Below are 22,800 nucleotides of genomic sequence, written 5' to 3' on the forward strand. Positions count from 1 at the left end.
TTTGGCTAATAAAGTCTGAAGCACCGTTGCTCTGGGTTTGTCTGGATGGACATTGTGATCAGGCAGACTGGCTTTATTGCTGCAGTACTCTTATATGCAGACACCTTTTGCTGTTCGTCGTCGGCCTTGACCCGGCGAGGGAGAGGATGATGACGACACTGATTTCCAACGCCCCGCGCTCAGGCGCGGGCGCTGTTACCAATGCTGTTTCGACCCCGGTGCTCGATACGGCGCGCGTTGATGCGCTCATGGCCGAGTACGGGCTGACAGGCGAATTCCTCAATCTGGGCGGCGAGCCCGCGGACCATCGGGTGGTGGCGGCCATGTCCGGCGGTGTGGACAGCTCGGTCGTGGCGGCCGTGCTGCATCGCGCCGGTTATCAGGTGGTGGGCATGACGCTGCAACTGTACGACCATGGCGAAGCCGTTCACCGCAAAGGCGCGTGCTGCGCGGGTCAGGACATTCACGACGCCCGCCGCGTGGCTGAGGCCATGGGCTTCGCCCATTATGTGCTCGACTATGAAACCCGGTTCCGTGAAGCGGTGATCGAGGATTTCGCCGATACCTATCTGGCCGGCTTCACCCCCATCCCCTGCGTGCGGTGCAATCAGTCTGTGAAGTTCGCGGACCTTCTGGCCACGTCCAAACAGCTGGGCGCGGAGTGTCTGGTCACGGGCCATTACATCCAGCGCACAATGAACGGGAACCGGCCCGAGCTGCGTCGCGCCGCCGATGCGGGCAAGGATCAGTCCTATTTCCTGTTCGCCACCACTGAAGAGCAGCTTGATTATCTGCGTTTCCCGCTGGGTCATCTGAACAAGGACCAGACCCGCGAGCTCGCCGCCGCGCTGGGCCTGATCGTGGCGGCCAAGCCCGACAGTCAGGACATCTGCTTTGTGCCTGACGGCGATTACGCCAGCGTGGTCGAGAAGGTGCGTCCCGGCGCCTCGCGCCCGGGCGAGATCGTGCATCTGGATGGGCGGGTGATGGGCCAGCATGAGGGCGTGCTGCGCTATACGGTCGGCCAACGCCGCGGCCTCGGGATCGCCACGGGCGAGCCGCTGTATGTGGTGCGTCTGGATGCGGAAAACGCACAGGTCATTGTGGGTCCGCGAGAGGCGTTGCAAGTGCGCAAGATCACGCTGACGGATGTGAACTGGATCGGCGATGGTGATTTGTCTGAAGCGGATGGTCTGACCGTGGGCATCAAGGTGCGCTCAACAAGACCGCCGAAGCCAGCTGTGCTGGAAGTCAGCGAAGACGGCGTCTTCGTGCTCCTGGAAGCGGGTGAGGAGGGCGTTGCGCCGGGACAGGCCTGCGTCTTTTATTCCCATCCCGATCATGACCGGGTGCTGGGCGGCGGCTGGATCCGGGCGACGGCCTAGCGGCGCCTTCTATCCCCGCTGACGGGGTGCTAGACTGCGAGCATGTCCAAGCCCAGCACGCCAGATGCTTATTTCGCGTCACTTGATCCGCCGATGGCTGATATCGCCCGTGCGGTGAGAGATCATGTGATGGCGCGGGCGCCGCATCTGAGCGTGAAACTCGCTTGGGGGTTCCCCTGCTATGCGGGCAATGAGCGCGTCTTTTCCATTATTGCGCACAAGGTTCATGTGAACCTGCAGCTCTGGTCAGGCGCCCGCTTGGCCGACAGCAGCCCGCGTATTGAGGGGACGGGCAAGCAATTGCGGCATGTGAAGCTGGCGACGCCTGACCAGCTGGACGCCGAGCTGGACGCGATCTTGGACGCTGCGGTGGAGCTTGATCGGATGTCGCCGGAAAAAGTGCGTTAGCCTGCCGCCGCCTGATGTCCGCAGCGGTTGGAGCCGGGGGCTGGCTCTCAGGGATTCGGCGGTTTCTGCTTTCGGGAAGGTTCACAGAGTCTGCTTCGGCCTGAGGTGGTGATTGATCCGGTTCTATAGACCACCAGCGACCCGTTCATCAAAAAATGAATGAAGCTCATAACCCTGTGAATGGGGCGTGTCGGGCGCAGAAAACGCCTGTATCGCAAGTCACTTCAAGGGAGTTCACGTCAGCACGGCGATCTCGCGCCGCCCTGCTGCGGATGCGAGCAGACTTGACGCGGTGCGAAACAAGGCCTTTCTCTCATCTCAATGACCGGCCCGAGCCGGCCGATATAAAACTATTAGGAGACGGGCTATGAGTTCCGAAGATCCGATTGTCATCGTAGGTATGGCGCGCACACCGATGGGCGGCCTGATGGGTGAACTGGCGGGCCTGTCCGCCAATGAGCTGGGTGCAGAAGCCGTCAAGGCCGCGCTCGCCGAGGCCGGCGTCGCCGGCGACGATGTGGACCTGATTTACATGGGCAATGTGCTGAGCGCCGGCCAGGGCCAGGCCCCGGCGCGCCAGGCGGCCATCAAGGGTGGTTTGCCCAAATCGGTGGAAGCGACCACGCTGAACAAGATGTGTGGCTCGGGCATGCAGGCCGCCATTATGGGCCGCGCCTCCATCGCCTCGGGCGACGCTTCTGTGATCGTGGCGGGCGGCATGGAATCCATGACCAATGCGCCGCATCTGCTGCCCAATCACCGCACCGGCTTCAAGTACGGCCACGACACCGTCAAGGACCATATGGCCCAGGACGGTCTCGAGGACGCGTATGAAGGCAACGCCATGGGCGTGTTCGCCGACATGATCGCGCGCGAGCATCAGTTCACCCGCGAAGATCAGGACGCCTATGCGCTGGAAACCCTGGCGCGCGCCACCCGCGCCACCGAGAAGGGTGATTTCAAGCGTGAGATCACTCCGGTCACCATCAAGTCTCGCAAGGGCGACATCACCGTCGAGACCGACGAGCTGCCCCGCAAGGCGCGCCCTGAAAAGATCCCGAGCCTGAAGCCGGCCTTTGGCAAGGACGGCACGGTGACGGCAGCGAACGCATCCGCCATCTCCGACGGCGCGGCGGCGCTCGTCATGATGCGTCAGAGCGAAGCCGAGCGGCGCGGCCTCAAGCCGCTGGCGAAAATCGTCGCCACCGCCGCCCACGCCCATGAGCCGGCTTACTTCACCACTGCGCCGGTCCCGGCCATGCGCAAGGTTCTGGAGAAGGCGGGCTGGACCAAGGACGATGTGGACCTTTGGGAAATCAACGAAGCCTTCGCCGTGGTGCCGATGATCGCGATGAAAGAGCTGGGCCTCAGCCATGACGTCGTGAACGTCAATGGCGGCGCCTGTGCGCTGGGTCACCCGATCGGCGCGTCTGGCGCACGCATCATGGTCACCCTGATCGCCGCGCTGGAAAATCAGGGCAAGACCAAAGGCGTCGCCTCGCTTTGCATTGGCGGGGGTGAAGCGACTGCGGTCGCCATCGAGCGCTTGAACTAATCAGCGCCTGAACCAACCAGCGTCTGAACGCTGAAGACGAGGAAGCCCCGGTCATCTGGCCGGGGCTTTTTTCAGTCGAGCAAGAAGACGTCGTCATCATCCCCGTCGTCAGCCCTAGCGCTCAGTTCCAACAAGGGATCGGGCGTAGATGTCGGCAGGCCGACCGTCATGAGCGCCGCCTGCCAGTTGACGCAGAATTGCGACAGCGCGCCGGCTTGTTGAGCGGCCTGCGCCAATTGCTGAGCGGCGTTCGCGCCATGGGCATGCGCCATCCAGGCAATGGGCAGACCATGGGGCGTATAGGCTTTCAATCCTTTGATGAACCCGACCCAGTCCTGCTGGGGATCATAGCCTTCGAGCTTTCGAAAATCGATCACGGCGCCGCGGATATGCTCTTTATCGACCCGTTTCTGCAGCTCTTGCAGATTGCCCATGGCGCCATGGACGGTCTCGATCCCGCCCACGGCGAGATACCAGATGCGCGGGCGGGTGGAGAGAAGCTGATTTGCGAGATTCACACGCGTCATAACAATTGCCTGTGTTGCAATGCCTCATGATTGTGCGCCATGTAACTTATGATTTCTAAATCAAGTGGCTCTGAGGACGCGGTTTATCCTGGGGGTATGCAAGAGATGCGTCGTGTCCGGACCGGGAATCCACTCCGAAATTCATCGGAAGTGGAATAATCATGATGCGCCGCAACATGGCTTTGTCCACGGCGCATCGCTTGCCAAACCCGTCACAGATCGCTACCTCGCAGCCCGAAAAGCCTTGTATGGCTTGAAGAAACGTACGGACAAAGCATGTCGAACGGACAGACTCGTTTCCACGTTCCGACCCCGCCGTATCGGCCGGGGGACGAGCCCGATTTCGCTCACCTCGATCTTCAGAAAGCCGGCGCGGCGCCGCGACCGGATCCGGCCGTCGGCTGGGAAGAAACCCGCGATCTGGCCACCGGCCTCGTGGGCGTTCTTGACCATAATCACCAGGCGGTCGGGGACTGGAACCCGGAGCTGAGTCCGGAAGTGCTGCGCGAAGGGCTGAGCCATATGGTGCTCACCCGTATCTATGACGAGCGGATGCTCAAGCTGCAGCGCCAGGGCAAGATGAGCTTCTATATGAAGTCCACGGGCGAGGAGGCGGTCGCCGTCGCTGCGGCCATGGCGCTCAAACCCACCGACATGGTGTTCCCCAGCTACCGCCAGCAAGGCATCCTGTTCGCGCGCGGTCGCAACATCGTGGACATGATGTGCCATTGCATCTCCAACAGCCGCGACAATCTGAAGGGCCGCCAGCTGCCGGTGCACTACACCTGGGCGGAAGGCAGCTTCTTCACGATCTCGGGCAATCTGGGCACCCAGTTCCCGCAAGCCGCCGGTTACGCCATGGCCTGCGCCTATAAAGGCGAAGACCAGATTGCAGCGAGCTGGATCGGGGACGGCACCACGGCGGAGGGCGACTTCCACGCCGGTCTGACCCTGGCGTCGACCTATCGTGCGCCGGTGATCTTCAACGTCGTGAACAATCAATGGGCCATTTCGTCCAATCAGAACATCGCCCGCGGTGATGCACCGACCTTTGCGGCGAAAGGACTGGGCTATGGCCTCGCCTCCATCCGGGCGGACGGCAATGACTTCCTGGCCGTGTACGCCGCCACCCAATGGGCCGCCGAGCGCGCGCGTGCGGGCAAGGGCGCGACGGTGCTTGAGCTCTTTACCTATCGCGCGGACGCGCACTCCACCTCGGACGACCCCACGAAATACCGTCCCAAGACCGAATTTGATCATTGGCCGCTGGGTGATCCCATCGAGCGCCTGAAACAGCATCTGATCGGCAAGGGCGAGTGGGATGAAGAGCGCCAGTCCAAGCTCGAGGAGCAGATGACCGCGCTGGTGGTGAAATCCTACAAGGAAGCGGAAAGCCACGGCACGCTGCACGAAGGCCCGCTCTCGCCGACCGAAAGCATTTTTGAAGACGTCTACGCCAAGCCCGATTGGCGCCTGCGCCGTCAGCGCCAGGATCTGGGGGTTTAAGTCATGCCAGCGATGAACATCATTCAGGCGCTGAACTCGGCCATGGACGTGCTGCTTGAGCGCGATCCGGACGTCGTGGTTTTTGGCGAGGACGCGGGCTATTTCGGCGGCGTTTTCAAGGCCACCGACAAGCTGCAAGAGAAATACGGCCTTGATCGGGTGTTTGATACGCCGATCAACGAAGCGGCCATCGCCGGCATGGCGGTTGGTATGGCGGCCAAGGGTCTCAAGCCTATCGCCGAGATCCAGTTCGCCGATTACATCTTCCCGGCCATCGACCAGATTATCTCCGAGATGAGCCGCATCCGTTATCGCTCTGCGGGTCAGTTCACCTCCGGCTGTGTGGTGCGCAGCCCTTGGGGCGGCGGCATTCGTGGCGGCCAGACCCACTCGATGAGCCCGGAAGCCTTCTTCACGCATGTTCCGGGTTTGCAGGTCGTCGTGCCGTCCAACCCGTATGACGCCAAGGGCCTTCTGATCTCGGCGCTGGAAAGCGGCGACCCGGTGATCTTCTTCGAGCCCAAGCGGATTTATAATGGCCCGTTTGACGGCGTGCCGGATACGCCGCTGAAATCCTGGGCCAAGCACGCCAAGGGCGACGTGCCCGAAGGCCATTACACCGTCGAGCTGGGCAAGGCCGAAGTGGTGCGCGAAGGCGAAGCCTGCACCGTGATCGCCTATGGCACTTTGGTGCATGTGGCGCAGGCCGCTGCCGAGGCGGCGGGTATTGATGCGGAGATCATCGATCTCAAGACGCTCGTGCCTTATGATATCGAGACCATCGCCAAATCGGTGAACAAGACCGGACGGGTGGTCGTGGCGCAGGAAGCGCCGCGCACTTCGGGTTTTGCTGCTGAGCTGGCCGCCCAGATTCAGGAAGAATGCTTTTATGCGCTGGAAGCGCCGATCTTCCGTTTGACCGGCTGGGACATTCCCTATCCGCACGCCCATGAATGGGCGTACTTCCCCACGCGCGATCGCTTTGCGCGCGCGATGAAGACCGTGACGGAGGCCTGAGCATGAGCGAATACAAGTACAAGCTCCCCGATGTGGGCGAAGGCGTCGTCGAGGCGGAAATCGTCGAATGGCACATCAAGGTCGGCGACAAAGTCACCGAGGACCAGCACATCCTCGATGTGATGACGGACAAGGCGACCGTGGAGATTCCCTGCGCGGTGAACGGCGTGGTGAAATCCATCGTCGGCGAGCCTGGCGAAGTTATCGCTGTGGGCACTGAAATCCTGGTCATCAATGTGGACGGCGAAGTCCCCGACGATGTCGAGAACACGGCTGAGCCTGAAACCCAGGACGCGCCCAAGGAGGCCCCGAAGGCCGAGGCCCCTAAAGCCGAACCCAAGGCGGAACCGAAACCCGAACCCGAGCCCGCGCCGAAACCGGCGGCTGCCGCTCCGGCGAAAACCGCGGCCCCGGCGCGCTCCAATGGCGAACGCCCGCTAGCGAGCCCCGCTGTGCGTCAACGCGCGCTGGAGGCGGATATTGATCTGGCGCATGTGCCCGGAAGCGGACCTGCGGGACGCATCACCCATACCGATCTTGATGATTTCATCGCTGCAGGCGGTCGTCTTGTTTCGAAAGCGGGCGGGGCGGGGTCTTCAAGAGCGCCGCGCACCGGCAAGGAAGACATCAAGGTGATCGGCCTGCGCCGCAAGATCGCCGAGAACATGGCGCACGCCAAGCGCACCATTCCCCACATCACCTATGTGGACGAGATCGATCTGACTGCGCTCGAAGACCTGCGCGCGCACATGAACGCTAAGAAGTCAGACGATCAGACCAAGCTGACCATCATTCCCTTCCTGGTCATGGCGCTCGTGAAATCCCTGCCGAAATTCCCGCAGGCGAACGCCCATTTCGATACCGACGGCTCTCTGCTCACCCAGCATGACGGCATCCACTGCGGCATCGCCGCGGCCACGCCCAATGGGCTGATGGTGCCGGTGATCAAGCATGCCGAGAGTCTCGATATCTGGGAGGTCGCCGCCGAGGTGAAGCGCCTCGGCGATGCAGCCAAGGCCGGCAACTGCACCAAAGACGAGCTGACGGGCTCGACCATCACCATCACCTCTCTGGGCGCGATTGGCGGCATCGTTACCACCCCGGTGATCAACCATCCCGAGACTGCCATTATCGGCGTGAACAAGATGCAGACCCTGCCGCGCTATGACCGCGAAGGCCGCGTCGTGCCCAAGAAGATCATGAACCTGTCCTCGAGCTTCGATCACCGTATCGTGGATGGCTATGAAGCCGCCCTTTTGGTGCAGGAGATGAAGGGCTATCTCGAAAACCCCGCGACGCTATTCATGGACTAGGTCACCCTGTCAGACACGCTCAAAGCCCGGCCCTCGCGCCGGGCTTTTTTGCAAGCCATCAAATGGCTGTCATCCCGGACGCGAAGCGATCCGGGATCTGGCGAAATCACTCTGTTCTGATCACAGAGACGCTGTCACCAGATCCCGGCTCAAGGCCGGGATGACGATGTGTTCTATGGCAAATGCCGCATGGGCCTCCGGATCAAGTCCGAAGGCCGAGTGGGTTGAGCTATGAAGTCTCGGTCCTCGGGCTTGACCCGGGGACCCATTGGAAGCGTCGCCGCCTCAATATCCATCAATCCCCCCTTGCCACCCAAGCCCCCGCCTCCTAATGTCACCACTGGTGACATTAGGAGGGTTTGATGTCGATCTATGAGATGATCCGCGATCATATGGACAAGTCGGTCCCGTTCGCCACGGTGACCGGGGTCGAGCTGGTGGAAGTCTCGCCCGAGCGAGGCGTGGCGCGACTTAAAAAGCGTCCGGAGGTCGAGAACCACATTCAGACCATGCATGCCGGCGCCATGTTCACCCTGGGTGAGGCGGCGTCGGGTGCAGCGCTGGGCGGCGTCCTGGGCGACCTGTTGATGTCGGCGCGGCCCGTGGCGGCGGACGCCAGCATCAAATATCTCAAGACCGGCAAGACCGATCTGACGGCGACCGCGACCGCCAATTCGGACGCCGAGGCGATCCGCAAGGAACTCGCAGACGTCGGCAAGGTGGTGTTTGACATCAAGGTCGCCATCACGGACGCCGAGGGCGTCACGGTTTCCGAAATGGTGGTGAACTGGCACGTCAAGAAAACGGGCTGATGGCCGGGCGAAACTACCATCATGGCGAGGTGCGGCAGACGGCCATCGGCGAAGCGCTCGCGCTGATCGAGGCGAAGGGCGCTGACGCCCTGACCATGCGCGCGCTGGCCAAGGCGGTGGGCGTCGATCACCGCGCGCTCTACCGCCATTACCCGGACCGGGAGGCTGTGCTGGCCGAAGTCTCCGCCGAGGGCTATCGCCAGCTGCTCGGCGATCAGCTCTCAGCCTGTGAAGGCGTATCAACCCCGCTTCAGACGGCGTTTGAGGTCTTTGTCCGCTTCGCGCTCGACCGTCCGCACCTTCACGCGTTGATGCTGACGCGATCACGGGCGGCCATGGATGCGCACACCGCGCTGGGCGAGGCTGTGAAGGCCGAGCTTGAGCAGCTTATGGTCTGGTCGCGACTGGCGCTTGAAGCCGAGGCCGGGGAGCGGGAGGCTGATGCGCGCGATCTGGCCTTCGCCGGGTTGTCGGCGGCTTATGGGCTTGTGACGCTGGCCAGCACGGCCTCTTTGATGCCGCGCAGTCCGGACGATCTGAAAGCTTTCGTCATTGAACAGGTGCGCGGCGTGCTGGAGGGGCAGTTGTTGCGGCTAGGCGAGGCCACGCCCTGATCGGGAACTTTCATCTTGCGCCTCGCGTTCTTCATCCAGCACAGACAAAGGGTGATGAGATGAAAACGTTCGGCATTTTCCTGATTGGCGCACTGCTCGCGATCGGCGGTCTGACCTGGGCGCTGGTTCAGCTTGGCGTTCCAGCGACCTGGATCGTGATCGCTGACATGATCCTGCTCGGCATCGCCGTGGCCAGCGGCGCCAGCCTGACCAAACGCTGGGCGGACGACACAAACGTCAATGTCGAGAAGACCTAATCTGTACGGACCTTTACGAACTAAAGGGGCAGGTTTCAGCCTGCCCCTTTTTTGTTGTGCGCCGAGCGTCTAAACATCACGCCAATCGATACCGGACCCGCAGGAGTTTTGCTCATGGCCCAGTCTAAAACATGTCAGGTTCTCGTGGTTGGCGGCGGCCCTGGCGGCTACCCTGCCGCCATTCGTGCGGGTCAGCTGGGGCTGGACACCATTATCGTGGACAAGCACGGACTGGGCGGCACCTGCCTGAACCGCGGCTGCATCCCGTCCAAAGCCTTCATCCATGCCAGCTCCAAGTATGAGGAGATGGTCCATCACGCCCAGAAAGACGAGATGGGTCTGAAGATTGCCGATCCGACCCTCGACATGGCGGGCGTCACGGCGTGGAAGGACGGCATCGTCTCCAAACTCACCAAGGGCGTGGGCCAGCTTCTGAAGGCGGCGAAGGTCGAGACGATCGCGGGCTGGGCGACTTTTCAGAACGCCAAGACCTGCGTGGTCGAGATGGAGAACGGCGAAACCGTTGAGATCACGGCGGAGCACGTGATCCTCGCCACGGGGTCGAAAGAGACCGAGCTGCCCTTCATGCCATTTGGCGGCAATGTCATCGGCTCGACCGAGGCGCTGGAGCTGACCGAGCGTCCTGAAAAGCTGGTGGTCGTCGGCGGCGGCTATATTGGCCTCGAGCTGGGGATCGCCTTCCGTAAAATGGGGTCGGAGGTCGCGGTCGTTGAAGCGCTCGACTCCATCCTCCCGAGCTATGACAAGGAGCTGATCCGCCCGGTCCAGATGTGGCTGAAGAAGAACAAGGTCGCGCTGCATACCGGCTGCAAGGCCAAGGGCGCGGTGGAGGAGGGCGGTCAGACCTTCCTAGAGTTTGAAGACGCCAAGGGCCAGACCCAGCGTATCGAAGCGGACAAGATCCTGGTCGCCGTCGGCCGCAAGCCGGTCACCGAAGGCTGGGGGCTTGAAAACATGGGCGTCGACATGGACGGCCCGTTCGTGAAGATCGATCATCAGTGCCGCACCGCCATGCGCGGCGTCTACGCCATTGGTGATCTGGTGGGCGAACCGCTTCTGGCGCACAAGGCCACCAAACAGGGCGAGCTGGTCGCCGAGATTATCGCCGGCCACAAGCGCGCCTATGATCCGGTCTCTGTTGCGGCGGTGTGCTTCACCGAACCCGAACTCGTGGGCGTGGGCCTGACGCCGGATGAAGCCAAGGCCAAAGGGGAAACCGTCATCACCGGCAAATTCCCGCTGGCGGCTTCCGGCCGGGCGCTGACCATGGAAGGTGGCGCGGATGGCGGCTTTGTGCGCGTCACCGCGCGTGAGAGCGATCATGTGATCCTGGGCATTCATGCGGTGGGCAAACACGTCTCCGAACTGTCAGGCGAGTTCGCATTGGCTCTGGAAATGGGCGCGACTTTGGAAGATGTGGCGGGCACGATCCACGTGCACCCGACCCTGACCGAGGGCTTTGCCGAAGGCGTGCTGACCGCACTGGGCCATCCCATCCACATTTCGGCCTGATAGAAACGTTATGTCATCGCTTTTCCCCGCCCGCCAATGCGGGTAGGGGAAGGTGATGACCAAAGAGCACGCCCCACACCGTCACGACCACGATCACGCCCACGACCATGGCGGCCACCATGACCATGGCCATGGTCATGGCCACGCGCATCCCGTGGATAGCCGCAATGAGACGCGGACTCTGATCGCCGCCGCGCTGACCGGGAGCTTCATGCTCGCCGAGGTCATCGGCGGTCTTCTGACCGGGTCTCTGGCGTTGTTGGCGGACGCGGCGCACATGCTGACGGACTTCGCCGCGCTGCTCCTTGCCTGGGGCGCGTTTCGGCTGTCGCGCAGGCCGGCCACCTCCAAGCGCTCCTATGGGTATGACCGGATTCAGATCCTGGCGGCGTTCGCCAACGGGGTGACGCTGTCCATTTTAGTGGTCTGGATCGCTTGTGAAGCGGTGATGCGCCTGTTTAACCCCAACGAGGTTCAGGCGACCGGCATGGCGGTGATTGCGGTGCTGGGGCTGCTGGTCAATATCGCCGCCTTTGCGGTCCTGCATGGCGCCGATACCAACAATCTCAATATACGCGGCGCCCTGGCCCATGTGATGGGCGATCTTTTGGGTTCGGTCGCAGCGATCATTGCGGCGGGCGTGATCTGGTGGACTGGCTGGACGCCGATTGACCCGCTGTTGTCTCTGTTGATCGCGGGGCTGATCGGCGTGTCGGCCTGGCGCCTTGTGCGCGACGCCGGACGGGTGCTTCTGGAAGCGGCGCCGGATCATATCGATCCTGAAGTGCTGCGAGAGGATTTGATGGCGTCGACCCCGGGCGTGCTTGATATCCATCATGTTCATGTCTGGTCGCTGACCCCGGACCGGCCCATGGCCACACTTCACGCGCGAATAGAACCGGAGGCGGATGTCGCCCAGATCGTGCGCAGACTTAAGGCCCGCCTGGCGGAGAGGTACAAACTCACCCACGCCACCATTGAAGTCGAGACGGGGGCTTGCGCAGACCAGACGACTTAGGCGCGCAATTTTACCGATTATTAGTCATACCCTTTAAACGAAGATTCAGCCCTTTCTGTCACAAATCACACCTGTCGATTGTCGGAAGAGCGGACAACACGCTCAGACGACGACGTTTTGGGAAGACAACGGGCCTCAAAACGAGGACCCCTTTGCTAGGTTTGGGTGTGACTATGAAAAAGTTTGCTGGTGTTTTCGCTGCCGTGTCTCTGATCGCTGGTCTGGGCGCAGCCCCCGCTTATGCGTTCCAGGAGCCGGAACTGGTTCAGGCCGAAGCGCCTGAGTTTCCGCGCGCTGCTCAGCGCCGCGAGATCGAAGGCCATGTGGTCGTGCGCTACAACGTTTCCGCTGATGGCGCTGTCGCTGATGTGGAAGTGGTCGAAGCGAGCCCTGCGGGTGTGTTCGAGCGCTCCGTGATGCGCGCTCTTGAAAGCTGGCAGTACGCGACCGGCCCGGGCGCTGAAGGTGTTGAGCGCCGTTTCGACTTCAACTTCGGCGACTAAACCTTTTGTAAAGGCGGCGCAGTCAAACAATGGCTGCGCCGTTTTTGTGCGTTTGAATGAATTAACCTTAATTGGGGCTTATAGATGGCGATCTCGATCCACTCCGTTCAGACACGCCTGCTTGCCGCTTTCGCTGCAGTGATCGTTATTACTCTGGCGACCAGCGCTGCGGGCCTGTTTGCCTTCTCCAGCTCCAAGAATGCGCTTGACGCCATCGTTGAAGAATCCGCGCCCCGCGCCGCCGCCGCCCAAAGGCTGGAAGCCGCCTCCAGCGCGCTGACCGGCGAGTTGGCGGCGTTCTCACGCTCGCGCGACACCATCGACCAACAAGTGTCCGCCTCGCGCCTCGACGCCCTGACCCAGGACGCGAGCGCCGCGATCGACTCTCTGCGCCAGGCAGGTCTGAGCACAGAAAACGCCAATGCCTTGAGCGAAGCGCTTGATAGTGTGAAAGCCTCCGTTGAGGCCGCTTCCGGTCCGGTCGGCGCCAAGCTGGAAGCCAGCGCCGCACGCGAACGCGCCATGCGCGACGTGCTGCGTCAACGCGCGGCCGTGTCTGAAATGCTCGAAGGCGCGCTGGATGAAACCAGCGATGAGGGCGTCATCGAAACGCTTCTGCGTTCGTCCATGTCGGTCAATCTGGCCGCTGCGCGGTTCGCCGAGCTGAGCACAGCGAGCAGCCCCGGTGAAGTCGCCAGCATTCAGGATGATTTCTACATCGCCGCTGACGATCTCAGCATCAACATGGCCATTCTGGGCGATGTGGCGACCGCTGAACTGCGCAGCGCCGTCGATACGCTTCTGGCCTATGCCGAAGGTCCGCAAGGCATGTTCAGCTTGCGTGAGACCGAGCTTGAAATGATCGACGAGACTGAAATGCTCGTTGAAGACGCGCGCATCATGGACGCCGCGCTTGCAGAGCTGGTGACCGCGACCCGCGAAGGCGCGCTGAATGAGCAAGACGCCGCCAGCAATGCCGGTCTGAACGCCATGGCGTTCGGTTCCGCGCTGATGTGGGTGTTCGCCATCCTCTCCGTCGCCGTCGGCGGCGCTGTGGGGTACTTCTATGTCTCGCGCAATCTGCTGGATCGTCTGACCCGCATCGCCCGCGCCATGGCGACCCTCGCCAAGGGCGATCTGGGTCAGGAAATCGAAGACAATGACAAGGATGAGATCGGCCAGATGGCCAAGGCCGTCGCTGTCTTCCGTCAGAACGCCGTCGAGCGTCAGCGCCTGGAGCAGGAAAGCGAAGCCGAGCGGATCGCTCGTGAAGCCCGCGCCAAGAAAATCGAAGAGCTGGTGGCCCAGTTCGACGATGTCTCGCGCCGCGCCCTGGATGCGGTCGGCACCGCCGCCGAGGAAATGGAAAGCGCCGCGACCGCGCTTGACCATTCCTCACGCAGTGCCGGCGAAACCACGGCGCGCGTGAACTCGTCGGGCAGCCGCGCCGCTGAGAATGTGGACACCGTGGCCGCCGCCGCTGAAGAGATGACCGGCTCGATCGCCGAAATCGCCCAGCAAATCTCGCGCTCCACCGAGATCGCCCAGGACGCCGCCAACCGCGTGCAGGCGACCAATACGGATGTGGCCCAGCTCGATGAAGCCGCCGCGCGCATCGGTGATATCGTCAACCTGATCAACGACATCGCCGAGCAGACGAACCTGCTGGCGCTGAACGCCACCATCGAGGCGGCCCGCGCGGGCGAAGCCGGCAAGGGCTTTGCGGTCGTGGCCAGCGAAGTCAAAACCCTCGCTGAGCAGACCGCCAAGGCGACCTCGTCGATCTCTGACCAGATCTCCGGCATTCAGAACGCCACGGGCAAGACCGTGAGCTCCATCGAGAATATCGGCGAAGTCATCTCCGAGATGAACAATATCTCCGCCGCCATCGCCGCCGCCATGGAAGAACAGCGCGCTGCAGCGTCTGAAATCACACGCGCCGCCCACGAGGCCGCCTCGGGGACGCGTGAAGTGTCTGAATCCATCGGTCATGTGGACGCCGCCGCCTCTGAAACCGGCCAGTGCGCCGCCCAGGTGAACGCCGCCAGCCACGCCCTGACCGAAGAATCCACCGGCCTGCGCAAAGCGGTTGGCGAGTTCCTGTCCTCGGTCCGCGCGGCCTAACTGACTTCTATCACGCCGCATCAGCGCGGACCCCTTGCAAGGCGGCCCGCGCGCGGCTATACGCCTCCCTCCGGTTCGCAGCCGACCCCGTTGCGAACACACGGTTTGGCTGGGTAGCTCAGCTGGTTAGAGCGCACGACTCATAATCGTGAGGTCGGGAGTTCAAGTCTCCCCCCCGCCACCACCCCTTCTCCTTTGACAACGACGTATGCCCGCTCGAGGGTCGCCACTGGCTCTTGGCCGATGAACGCGGCCTTCTCCGGGCCAAACGCGCCCCCCGGCGCCTTTGTCTGATCCTCCGAAGTTACGCTCATGCGGATGAGGCGGGCGCGATCATCCAGATCAACACTTATGACGAATATGGCCGTCCGGGGAACTCCAACCAGGGCCGGTTCGGCTATACGGGCCAGATCTGGCTCGCCGAAGCGGGGCTCATGCCACTGCCGTGGCCTTCTGCGCCTTGATTTGATCCACCGGATCAAATCATCCCTTCGGGACCGGCTTCGAAGACTACAAGGCCCGCGTCGGCCCCTGTCCCGGACTTGATCCGGGAACGTCGAGCTCGGCGTCTTCATGCAATCCGACCCGATCGGTCATAGCGGGGGCGTCAATCTCTACGCCTATGTGGGCGGGGATCCGGTGAACAGGGTGGACCCTTGGGGACTATCTTGGCAGTGCGACGACACTCAAGACCCTCCAGCTTGCACAGTACAAGTAGAGCCATCTAAAGAGCGATTGCGGACATTCTGGAGTTTTTTCAATCCTAATTACAATAGAGACCCATGGAGTGATGCGGGCGCTCCTTGGTGGGAGCGAGGTGGTTTTGCAAATAATGAAGAGGGACTGAAATCTGATCCTGTCTGTGTAGCCATTTATGAAGCCGCGCAACAATTAGAGGGCCTTGTTGGTGAGCTGGCGAGCCAGAGACTAGATTCAGGTTTGAGCGCACAGGACTTCACATTGCTTATTGACGCTAGTGCTGCCGGTGTATTGGGACTGGGTGCTGGTGGCAATGTTGGCGCCTGGGTATCAGGTGACGGAAGCTACTGTACGTTCACAGGGTAGGAGCTTGGTATTGGTGGGCAAGGATATGACGTTCGCTTGGCTCTCGGATATGCAGATGGTGTTCGGGGTGTGGAAATGTCAGGCCAGTCATCAGTCTACGAAGGCGCTTTCTTTGCTGGCGGGTCTCTTGAAAATGGTATGCTATATAACGTTTACAGGCTCGGAGTAGGCTCAGGTGCGGGAGGCTCTATGGGGGGCTCAGAGACTACATTTAATAGTTGCGAATAGAGGTGGTCATGAGATTTTTCATATTTTATGTGGTTATATTATCTGCGTTTCCAGCAATTATATACTTATTGAGATTTTTTGATACGGTATTGAATTCAGGTTTTGGGGGGATGGTTCTATTTTTAGATTGGTTTTTTGTAAATTTTTGGTATCTATATATAATACTTGCTTTCATAATATTTTTTCCGGCATGGTTGAATTTCAAATTCGTTTGGGGAAGTGATAGGTCTAAATAATTATGTTCTACGGAGAGAGTGACTTTCCCTTAGGGAGCGACTTGACTCCATCCTGCGCGGCAATGGCGTGCGGACCGGCATGTATTACGACGCCGCATCACGCCTAGATGAGCTTGCGGGCTCGACCCCGTCCGAGATCCGAACGCTGGACTTTGAGTACAACCCTGCAGGTCAGATCACCGAGCGGACCGGTACCGGCGGCAGCTTCGCCTTTGCGGGCCATACCGACCAGACCTCAATCTATGATCATAACGCGCTCAATCAGATCATCGACATCACCGAGACGGGCGCCGTTGCGCGCACGCTGACCCCGCAATGGACGGCGGGCAATCTGACGTCGGATGGCGAGCGAGACTATGGCTATGACCCGTTTAATCGGCTCAGCAGCGTCACCGGCGGCGGTCAGTCGGATGTGGATCTCGGCTACGATCCTCTGGGGCGCCTGGCGGAGCTTGATGTGACGGGCGGTCTGGTGACCCGGTTCCAGTATGGCGGCGCCGCGATGATCGCTGAATATGACGGGTCGGGCACTGTGATGCGCCGCTATGTGCATGGTCCTGGCATGGACGCCCCGCTGGTGCGCTATGATTATGACAGCTTGGGCGCGCTCGAGGGTCGCCGCTGGCTCTTGGCCGATGAACGCGGCCTTCTCCGGGCCAAACGCGCCCCCGGCGCCTTTGTCTGATCCTCCGAAGTTACGCCCATGCGGATGAGGCGGGCGCGATCATCCAGATCAACACCTATGACGAATATGGTCGTCCGGGGAACTCCAACCAGGGCCGGTTTGGCTATACCGGCCAGATCTGGCTCGCCGAAGCCGGGCTCTATCACTACAAGGCCCGCGCCTATCACGCCGAGCTGGGCGTCTTCATGCAATCCGACCCGATCGGTCATAGCGGCGGCATCAATCTCTACGCCTATGTGGGCGGGGATCCGGTGAATGCGACGGATCCGTGGGGGTTGTTTGGAAACCCTGTCAACGTACCCAATCAGAAATGTCCTTCAGGGACTCGGCCTGACAGTAGCGGCGGCTGCGAGGCGGAAGATAGAGTCGTCGTTATAGGCCGTCGCTTTGAAAGCGGGGGCTGGGGAAGTGGTTGGAATTTTGGTGGAAGTGGAGGCGTCTACAGACAGCCGAAAAGTCAGGGGGGTGATAGCGAACGGGAGGATGATCTTTGCCAACAAGTAACTCCATTACCAAATGAAGCCAGTGATTTTGAGCAAGCTCTATTGGAGGCAGGGGCTAGAATGGAGTCTTATAGGAGAGATATGAATATTGGTGATCGCCTTATAGGTGCATCCGTTTTTAGAAACCGCTTAAATGGTAACTATTTTATCCACAACTATGCTGGATATAGTCTTCAAAGTGGGCAGTACGGCACGGGCTGGCATTTTCCGGATGGTGGAATTGTGCCATTCACAACAGAACGAGTTGCTAATGTTGTTAATTCACGCAATAATACAGTGACAGTTTCTGTTAGGAGGGATGGTTGGACTCAAAAAACCTTAACTTATAGTGCCGACTTGTATGTTTCTGATGGGAGATCATATGAATTAGTTGCTCGCGGAGGAACAACTGATGCTTGCCATTAATGTAAAAAAACTACCAATTGTATTGGTCGCCTTCTGTTGCTATGTCGGTATTATAGCATGTGCCCGTGAATCGATGGGAATATTTAGCGTAGATGGTTTTTTGGAAGAAGTTTATCCAGAACAAAAATCAGCCATAGGTGTAATTGGCCAGCTCCGCTCTAGTGAAGGTGATACGCTTATACTAGGGGATGAGGATAATAATATAATTGTGATATCTGATTCTTGCTTAGACAGATTTATTAATAATCAGGTAATGATTAGGTTTTCGCCACGTGAATCATATGACTCTGATACTCGCACTGTATTTGGGTATATATTCGCAAGAATTGCTGGTCAAAATAATTATGACCCTGATGAAATGTACTGTGATGGTGAATATGATGATCCAGCGTGGGGTTGAATCAATTTAATTTTGACTTTGACTTGCAAAGTATCACCGAGCGGACGGATACCGGCGGCAGCTTCGCCTTTTCGGGCCATACCGACCAGACCTCGATCTATGACCATAACGCGCTCAACCAGATCATCGACATCACCGAGACGGGCGCCGTTGCGCGCACGCTGACCCCGGAATGGACAGCGGGCAATCTGACGTCGGATGGCGCGCGCAGCCTCCAGCCTCCCCCCAGGTGCGGCAGAGCAGCGCGGGGCGGTGACAAGTCTCTCACACTTATCTATTTTGATAAGTGATAAGTGCGACGGGAGAGTCTCCGCTCGCGCGCGCAGGGAGAGACTGGATGATCCGCGGACTGGTATTGGGGTGTCTTGCGCTGGGTCTGACCCCGGCTGCGAGCTGGGCGCAAGAGGCGCCTTTTGAGGTCTCCGAGACCGAAATCACCGATCAGAAGGCGGTTTTCGCCACGGTGCAGAGCGTGGACGTCACCATAGCGCGCGCGCGCCTGTCGGGCACCATCGGAGAATTACGCGTGGATGAGGGCGACCGGGTCGAGGCCGGTGAGGTGCTGGCCGTGGTCGTGGATTCCCAGCTCGCTCCGCAAATCGGGTCCTTGAATGCGCAATTGGCGGCGGTCTCCGCCCAGCTTGAACAGGCCCGCGCCGATCTGGCGCGCGATCAGCGTCTGTATGAGCGCGGCCTTGTGGCTGAAGCGCGGCTGGAAGCGGCGCGCACCCAGGTCGAGGTCTTTGAAAATCAGGTCAGCGCCGCGCGCCAGCAGCGCGCGGTGACGGTGCAGCGCTCCCGCGAAGGCGATGTGCTGGCCCCAGCCACCGGCGTGGTCTTGTCTGCGCCGGTGACGGCGGGCAGCGTGGTGATGCCGGGCGAGCAGATCGCCGAGATCGCCACCGATCTTTATGTGCTGCGGCTCTCTCTGCCCGAACGTCATGCCCGCTTTGTCCGCGAAGGCGACCCGGTCCAGCTGGAGGGCGGCGCGTTGACCGAGGACGGCCTCGCCGCGACCGGCACGATCCGTCAGGTCTATCCGCGCATCGAGGCGGGCCGGGTGACGGCGGACGCGGTGGTTGAAGGCCTTGGCGATTTCTTTGTGGGCGAGCGTGTGCGCGTTCAGGTCAACACCGACGCCCGACGCGGCATCGTCATTCCAATTGATCTGATCGAGACCCGCTATGGCCTTGATTATGTCAGCGTGCTGGATGAGGCGGGCCACGCCCGTGACGTGGTGGTCCAGCGCGGCGGCCTGCAAGAGGGCCCAGAGGGCGAGGCCCGCGTTGAGATCCTCTCCGGTTTGCAGCCCGGCGACCTGCTGGTGCAGCCATGAAGCTGGGCCTGTCTGGACATCTGGCGAACGGGTTTATCCGCTCGCCGCTCACCCCGCTCTTGCTGCTGGCCGCGCTTGGCCTGGGCCTGATCGCGCTTCTGACCATCCCGCGTGAGGAAGAGCCGCAAATCTCGGTGCCCATGATCGACATCATGGTGCGCGCGGACGGTCTGGCGGCGCCGGACGCGGTGGAGCTGATCACCGAACCGCTCGAAGCGATCATCTCGGGCATTTCCGAGGTGGAGCACACCTATTCCAACACCATGGATGATCAGGTTCTGGTCACCGCCCGCTTCAAGGTGGGCGTGGCCGAGGATATCGCCGTCCTGCGCGTGCATGAGGAAATCCGCGGCCATTACGACCAGCTGCCCCTGGGCGTGCCGGAACCGTTGATTATTGCGCGCGGCATCAACGACGTGCCGATCCTGACCCTGACGCTCAGTCCTGAACCGGGCCTTGGCGAACGCTGGACGGATGCGTCCTTGTTGACGCTAGCTGAAGAGCTGCAATCGCGGCTGACGTCTGTGGACGGCTCCGGCTTGAGCTTCATCGTCGGCGGACGCGCGGATCAGGTGCGCATCGAGCCTGACCCGGAACGGCTGGCGCTCTATGGCGTCACCTTGCAGCAGCTGGCGGGAAAGATCGGAGCCGCCAATTCCGCCTTTCCGGTGCGCCCGGTGTTTCAGAACGGCGCGATGGCGCAAACGCTGGTCGGCGAAACCCTGCGCGATCCCGCTTCTATCGGTCTTTTATTGCTGACAACGCGTGACGGACGCCCCGTCTATGTTCGCGATGTGGCGGATGTGGTGATCGGGGCCGAGCCCTCTGATCACCGCGTCTGGTCTTTGACCCGCGAGGGCGACGCCCATGCTGAAGACGCCCACGCCGAAGCAGCGCATGGCGCGACCGGCGACTGGGTCCGCAGCCCGGCGGTGACTTTGGCCTTGGCGAAACGCCCCGGCGCGAACGCCGTAGTGGTGGCCGAGCAGGTGCTGGACACCGTCGAGACCCTGCGCGGCACGCTGATCCCTGAGGGCGTACGCGTTGAGGTCACCAGAAACTACGGGGAGACCGCGGCGGAAAAAGCCAATGAGCTGTTCTTCCATCTGGGGCTCGCAACGATCTCCATCGTGGTGCTGATCGCGCTGATGGTGGGCTGGCGGGAGTCCATCGTGGTGCTGGTGGTCATTCCCACCACCATCCTGCTCACGCTATTCGCCTCCAACACGCTGGGCTTCACCATCAATCGGGTCAGCCTGTTCGCGCTGATCTTCTCCATCGGCATTCTGGTGGATGACGCCATTGTGGTGATCGAAAACATCGCGCGCCATTGGGCGATGAAGGATGGCCGCCCGCCGATCAAGGCCGCTGTCGAAGCCGTGGCCGAAGTGGGCAATCCCACCATCGTTGCGACCCTGACGGTGGTGGCGGCGCTCCTGCCCATGCTCTTCGTGTCCGGGTTGATGGGGCCTTATATGGCGCCGATCCCGATCAACGCGTCTGCGGCGATGATCTTTTCGTTCTTCGTGGCGATGATCATCACGCCCTGGCTGATGGTGAAAATCGCCTCAAATGCGGGCGAACACGCCCATGGCGCTGAAGACACCGAGACCCGGCTGGGCCGGGGATATCGCGCCATCGCCGGCTGGGTGGTGAAGAGCCGCGCCCGCGCCTGGGCGTTCCTGATTGGCGCGGGGGTTATGACGCTCGCCGTCATGCTGGTGATTCCCATGGGGATCGTCACGGTCAAGCTCTTGCCGTTCGACAACAAGTCAGAGTTTCAGGTGATCGTGGACTTGCCAGAGGGCGCGAGCCTGGAAGACACCGAACGGGTCTTGTTTGACGCGGCGGAGGTCTTGTCCGGCGTCGAGGAAGTGATCTCCATTCAGGCCTATGCGGGCGCGTCTGCGCCGTTCAACTTCAATGGCCTTGTGCGCCATTACTTCTTCCGCACCAATCCCGAGCAGGGCGATCTTCAGGTCAATCTCGCCTCACGCCATCACCGCACCCGCCAGAGCCATGACATTGCGCTGGAAGCGCGTGAGCTGTTGAGCGCAATACCCACGCCTGAGGGCACGGTGATCAAACTGGCCGAAACCCCGCCGGGACCGCCGGTTCTGTCGACTTTGCTGGCTGAGATTTACGGGCCTGATGGCGAGACCCGACGCGCGGTGGCGTCTGAAGTGCGCCGCATCTTTGATGAGGTCGATTTCATCGTGGATGTGGATGACAGCTTCGGTCAGCCGCGCCCGCGCCTTCAGATCGTGCTTGATCAGGACAATCTCGAATTTTACGGCGTGGAGCAGGGCGATGTGTTTGACACCCTGCGCATCCTGCTGGATGGCCGCGCGGTGGGCTACGCCCAGCAGGGTGATGGCCGCAATCCGCTGGAGATCACGATTGACCTGCCCCGGTCCGAGCGGATCTGGGCCGAGCGCCTGCTCTCGACACCTGTGCCCGCCAATCTCTTGCCGGGCGACCGCACTGTGGTCGAGCTCGGTGATGTGGTCAGCGTGCGCGAAGTGGAAGGCTCGCCGGTCATCTATCGCCGCAATGGCCGCTTCGCCGACATGGTGATGGGGGAGCTGGCGGGCCGCTATGAAGCGCCGATCTACGGCATGGGCGCGGTCGCTGAATTGATTGAGGGCGAGAGCTGGCCGGACGACCTGCCGCGTCCGGAGATTCGGCTGTTCGGCCAACCGCTCAGCGACGACGCGCCAACCTTGCTGTGGGATGGCGAGTGGGAGATCACCTATGTGACCTTCCGCGATATGGGCGCGGCCTTCATGGTGGCGCTGGCGGGGATCTACGTGTTGGTGGTGGCCCAGTTCGGGTCGTTCCGGGCGCCTTTGGTCATCCTCACGCCCGTGCCGCTGACCCTGATCGGCATCCTGATCGGGCATGCGCTTTTCGGCGCGCCGTTCTCGGCCACATCCATGATCGGATTTATCGCGCTGGCGGGCATCATCGTGCGCAACTCGATCCTTCTGGTGGACTTCATCCGTCATGAAGCCCAGCCGGACGAGACCTTGCGCGAGACCGTTCTGCGGGCGGGCGCAATCCGCTTCAAACCGATCCTTCTGACCGCCCTGGCGGCGATGCTCGGCGCCTCGGTGATCTTGTTTGATCCGATCTTTCAGGGGCTCGCGATTTCGCTTCTGTTCGGCCTGTTGTCCTCGACACTTCTGACCCTGCTGGTCATTCCTGCAGTCTATGTGGTCTTCAAGGATCCCGACACGCCCTACCGCACTGATGTGGGAAAAGCGCACGCCGAGGAATAAAAAAGGGAACTCACCGAAACTTGATCCGTTCTAGTTGCCGGGCAGACGTCCTAAGCGTACGTTAACCTTAACAGGGGGTAAACGCTTGG

The 22,800-nt window shown here is 61.1% G+C and carries 20 protein-coding genes, 1 tRNA gene and 1 pseudogene; 21 read left to right on the plus strand and 1 reads right to left on the minus strand.

Annotated features, from left to right (window positions below):
- Positions 1 to 248 precede the first annotated feature (248 nt).
- The 3 genes from mnmA to ACP154_RS08410 all read left to right on the plus strand — a co-directional run bounded on the left by mnmA (position 249) and on the right by ACP154_RS08410 (position 3,348).
- Positions 249 to 1,385 carry a tRNA 2-thiouridine(34) synthase MnmA gene (mnmA, locus tag ACP154_RS08400; RefSeq protein ID WP_421861369.1) on the plus strand — a complete coding sequence of 379 codons (1,137 nt, stop codon included), beginning with the start codon at positions 249 to 251 and terminating at the stop codon, positions 1,383 to 1,385.
- A gap of 93 nt (positions 1,386 to 1,478) precedes the next feature.
- The gene (locus tag ACP154_RS08405; protein ID WP_421859941.1) at positions 1,479 to 1,793 is read left to right on the plus strand and encodes a DUF1801 domain-containing protein; all 315 of its coding nucleotides are present in this window, start codon (positions 1,479 to 1,481) and stop codon (positions 1,791 to 1,793) included.
- Between the two features lie 367 nt (positions 1,794 to 2,160).
- Positions 2,161 to 3,348, plus strand: a complete 1,188-nt coding sequence (locus ACP154_RS08410; protein ID WP_107712554.1) for a thiolase family protein — start codon at positions 2,161 to 2,163, stop codon at positions 3,346 to 3,348.
- A gap of 71 nt (positions 3,349 to 3,419) precedes the next feature.
- On the opposite strand, the gene ACP154_RS08415 is transcribed toward ACP154_RS08410, so the two are convergent.
- Positions 3,420 to 3,875: a hypothetical protein gene (locus ACP154_RS08415; RefSeq protein ID WP_421859939.1), complete on the minus strand. Its 456-nt coding sequence runs from the start codon at positions 3,873 to 3,875 to the stop codon at positions 3,420 to 3,422.
- 276 nt (positions 3,876 to 4,151) lie between these two features.
- Here ACP154_RS08415 and ACP154_RS08420 point away from each other — a divergent pair, with 276 nt between their 5' ends.
- The 18 genes and pseudogenes from ACP154_RS08420 (at position 4,152) to ACP154_RS08505 (ending at position 22,711) form a co-directional block, all read left to right on the plus strand.
- Positions 4,152 to 5,381 (plus strand): thiamine pyrophosphate-dependent enzyme, encoded by a 1,230-nt coding sequence (locus tag ACP154_RS08420; protein WP_421859937.1) that lies wholly within the window; start codon positions 4,152 to 4,154, stop codon positions 5,379 to 5,381.
- A gap of 3 nt (positions 5,382 to 5,384) precedes the next feature.
- A complete protein-coding gene (locus tag ACP154_RS08425) occupies positions 5,385 to 6,398 on the plus strand; it encodes an alpha-ketoacid dehydrogenase subunit beta (RefSeq protein WP_421859935.1) in 1,014 nt (337 codons plus the stop codon).
- Between the two features lie 2 nt (positions 6,399 to 6,400).
- Entirely contained in the window at positions 6,401 to 7,711 is a 1,311-nt protein-coding gene (locus tag ACP154_RS08430) for a dihydrolipoamide acetyltransferase family protein (RefSeq protein ID WP_421859933.1), read from the plus strand.
- A gap of 362 nt (positions 7,712 to 8,073) precedes the next feature.
- A complete protein-coding gene (locus tag ACP154_RS08435) occupies positions 8,074 to 8,523 on the plus strand; it encodes a DUF4442 domain-containing protein (RefSeq protein WP_421859931.1) in 450 nt (149 codons plus the stop codon).
- Positions 8,523 to 9,137 carry a TetR/AcrR family transcriptional regulator gene (locus tag ACP154_RS08440; RefSeq protein ID WP_421859930.1) on the plus strand — a complete coding sequence of 205 codons (615 nt, stop codon included), beginning with the start codon at positions 8,523 to 8,525 and terminating at the stop codon, positions 9,135 to 9,137. The genes ACP154_RS08435 and ACP154_RS08440 overlap by 1 nt, the downstream gene beginning before the upstream one ends.
- A 59-nt stretch (positions 9,138 to 9,196) precedes the next feature.
- Positions 9,197 to 9,394, plus strand: coding sequence for a hypothetical protein (locus ACP154_RS08445; protein WP_421859928.1), 198 nt, complete (start codon positions 9,197 to 9,199; stop codon positions 9,392 to 9,394).
- 114 nt (positions 9,395 to 9,508) lie between these two features.
- Positions 9,509 to 10,927, plus strand: a complete 1,419-nt coding sequence (lpdA, locus tag ACP154_RS08450) for a dihydrolipoyl dehydrogenase (protein ID WP_421859927.1) — start codon at positions 9,509 to 9,511, stop codon at positions 10,925 to 10,927.
- 55 nt (positions 10,928 to 10,982) lie between these two features.
- The gene (locus ACP154_RS08455) at positions 10,983 to 11,945 is read left to right on the plus strand and encodes a cation diffusion facilitator family transporter (protein ID WP_421859925.1); all 963 of its coding nucleotides are present in this window, start codon (positions 10,983 to 10,985) and stop codon (positions 11,943 to 11,945) included.
- Between the two features lie 173 nt (positions 11,946 to 12,118).
- Entirely contained in the window at positions 12,119 to 12,448 is a 330-nt protein-coding gene (locus ACP154_RS08460) for an energy transducer TonB (RefSeq protein WP_107712565.1), read from the plus strand.
- 84 nt (positions 12,449 to 12,532) lie between these two features.
- Complete coding sequence (locus tag ACP154_RS08465; RefSeq protein WP_421859923.1) at positions 12,533 to 14,572, plus strand: methyl-accepting chemotaxis protein; 2,040 nt, start codon at positions 12,533 to 12,535, stop codon at positions 14,570 to 14,572.
- 107 nt (positions 14,573 to 14,679) lie between these two features.
- Positions 14,680 to 14,756, plus strand: a tRNA-Met gene (locus tag ACP154_RS08470).
- Positions 14,757 to 15,142: 386 nt separating this feature from the next.
- Positions 15,143 to 15,637 (plus strand): annotated as a pseudogene (locus ACP154_RS08475) (RHS repeat-associated core domain-containing protein); the annotation flags it as partial.
- 543 nt (positions 15,638 to 16,180) lie between these two features.
- On the plus strand, positions 16,181 to 16,786 hold the full coding sequence (locus ACP154_RS08480) for a hypothetical protein (RefSeq protein ID WP_421859920.1): 606 nt from the start codon (positions 16,181 to 16,183) through the stop codon (positions 16,784 to 16,786).
- A gap of 47 nt (positions 16,787 to 16,833) precedes the next feature.
- Positions 16,834 to 17,694, plus strand: coding sequence for an RHS repeat-associated core domain-containing protein (locus ACP154_RS08485; RefSeq protein WP_424993793.1), 861 nt, complete (start codon positions 16,834 to 16,836; stop codon positions 17,692 to 17,694).
- Positions 17,681 to 18,094, plus strand: a complete 414-nt coding sequence (locus ACP154_RS08490; protein WP_421859918.1) for a hypothetical protein — start codon at positions 17,681 to 17,683, stop codon at positions 18,092 to 18,094. The genes ACP154_RS08485 and ACP154_RS08490 overlap by 14 nt, the downstream gene beginning before the upstream one ends.
- Positions 18,095 to 18,117: 23 nt before the next feature.
- The gene (locus ACP154_RS08495; RefSeq protein WP_421859916.1) at positions 18,118 to 18,384 is read left to right on the plus strand and encodes a hypothetical protein; all 267 of its coding nucleotides are present in this window, start codon (positions 18,118 to 18,120) and stop codon (positions 18,382 to 18,384) included.
- Between the two features lie 47 nt (positions 18,385 to 18,431).
- Positions 18,432 to 19,430, plus strand: coding sequence for an efflux RND transporter periplasmic adaptor subunit (locus ACP154_RS08500; protein WP_421859915.1), 999 nt, complete (start codon positions 18,432 to 18,434; stop codon positions 19,428 to 19,430).
- Positions 19,427 to 22,711 (plus strand): efflux RND transporter permease subunit, encoded by a 3,285-nt coding sequence (locus ACP154_RS08505; RefSeq protein WP_421859914.1) that lies wholly within the window; start codon positions 19,427 to 19,429, stop codon positions 22,709 to 22,711. The genes ACP154_RS08500 and ACP154_RS08505 overlap by 4 nt, the downstream gene beginning before the upstream one ends.
- Positions 22,712 to 22,800 lie beyond the last annotated feature (89 nt).

Source organism: Oceanicaulis sp. (assembly GCF_965249665.1).
Lineage (GTDB): Bacteria > Pseudomonadota > Alphaproteobacteria > Caulobacterales > Maricaulaceae > Oceanicaulis.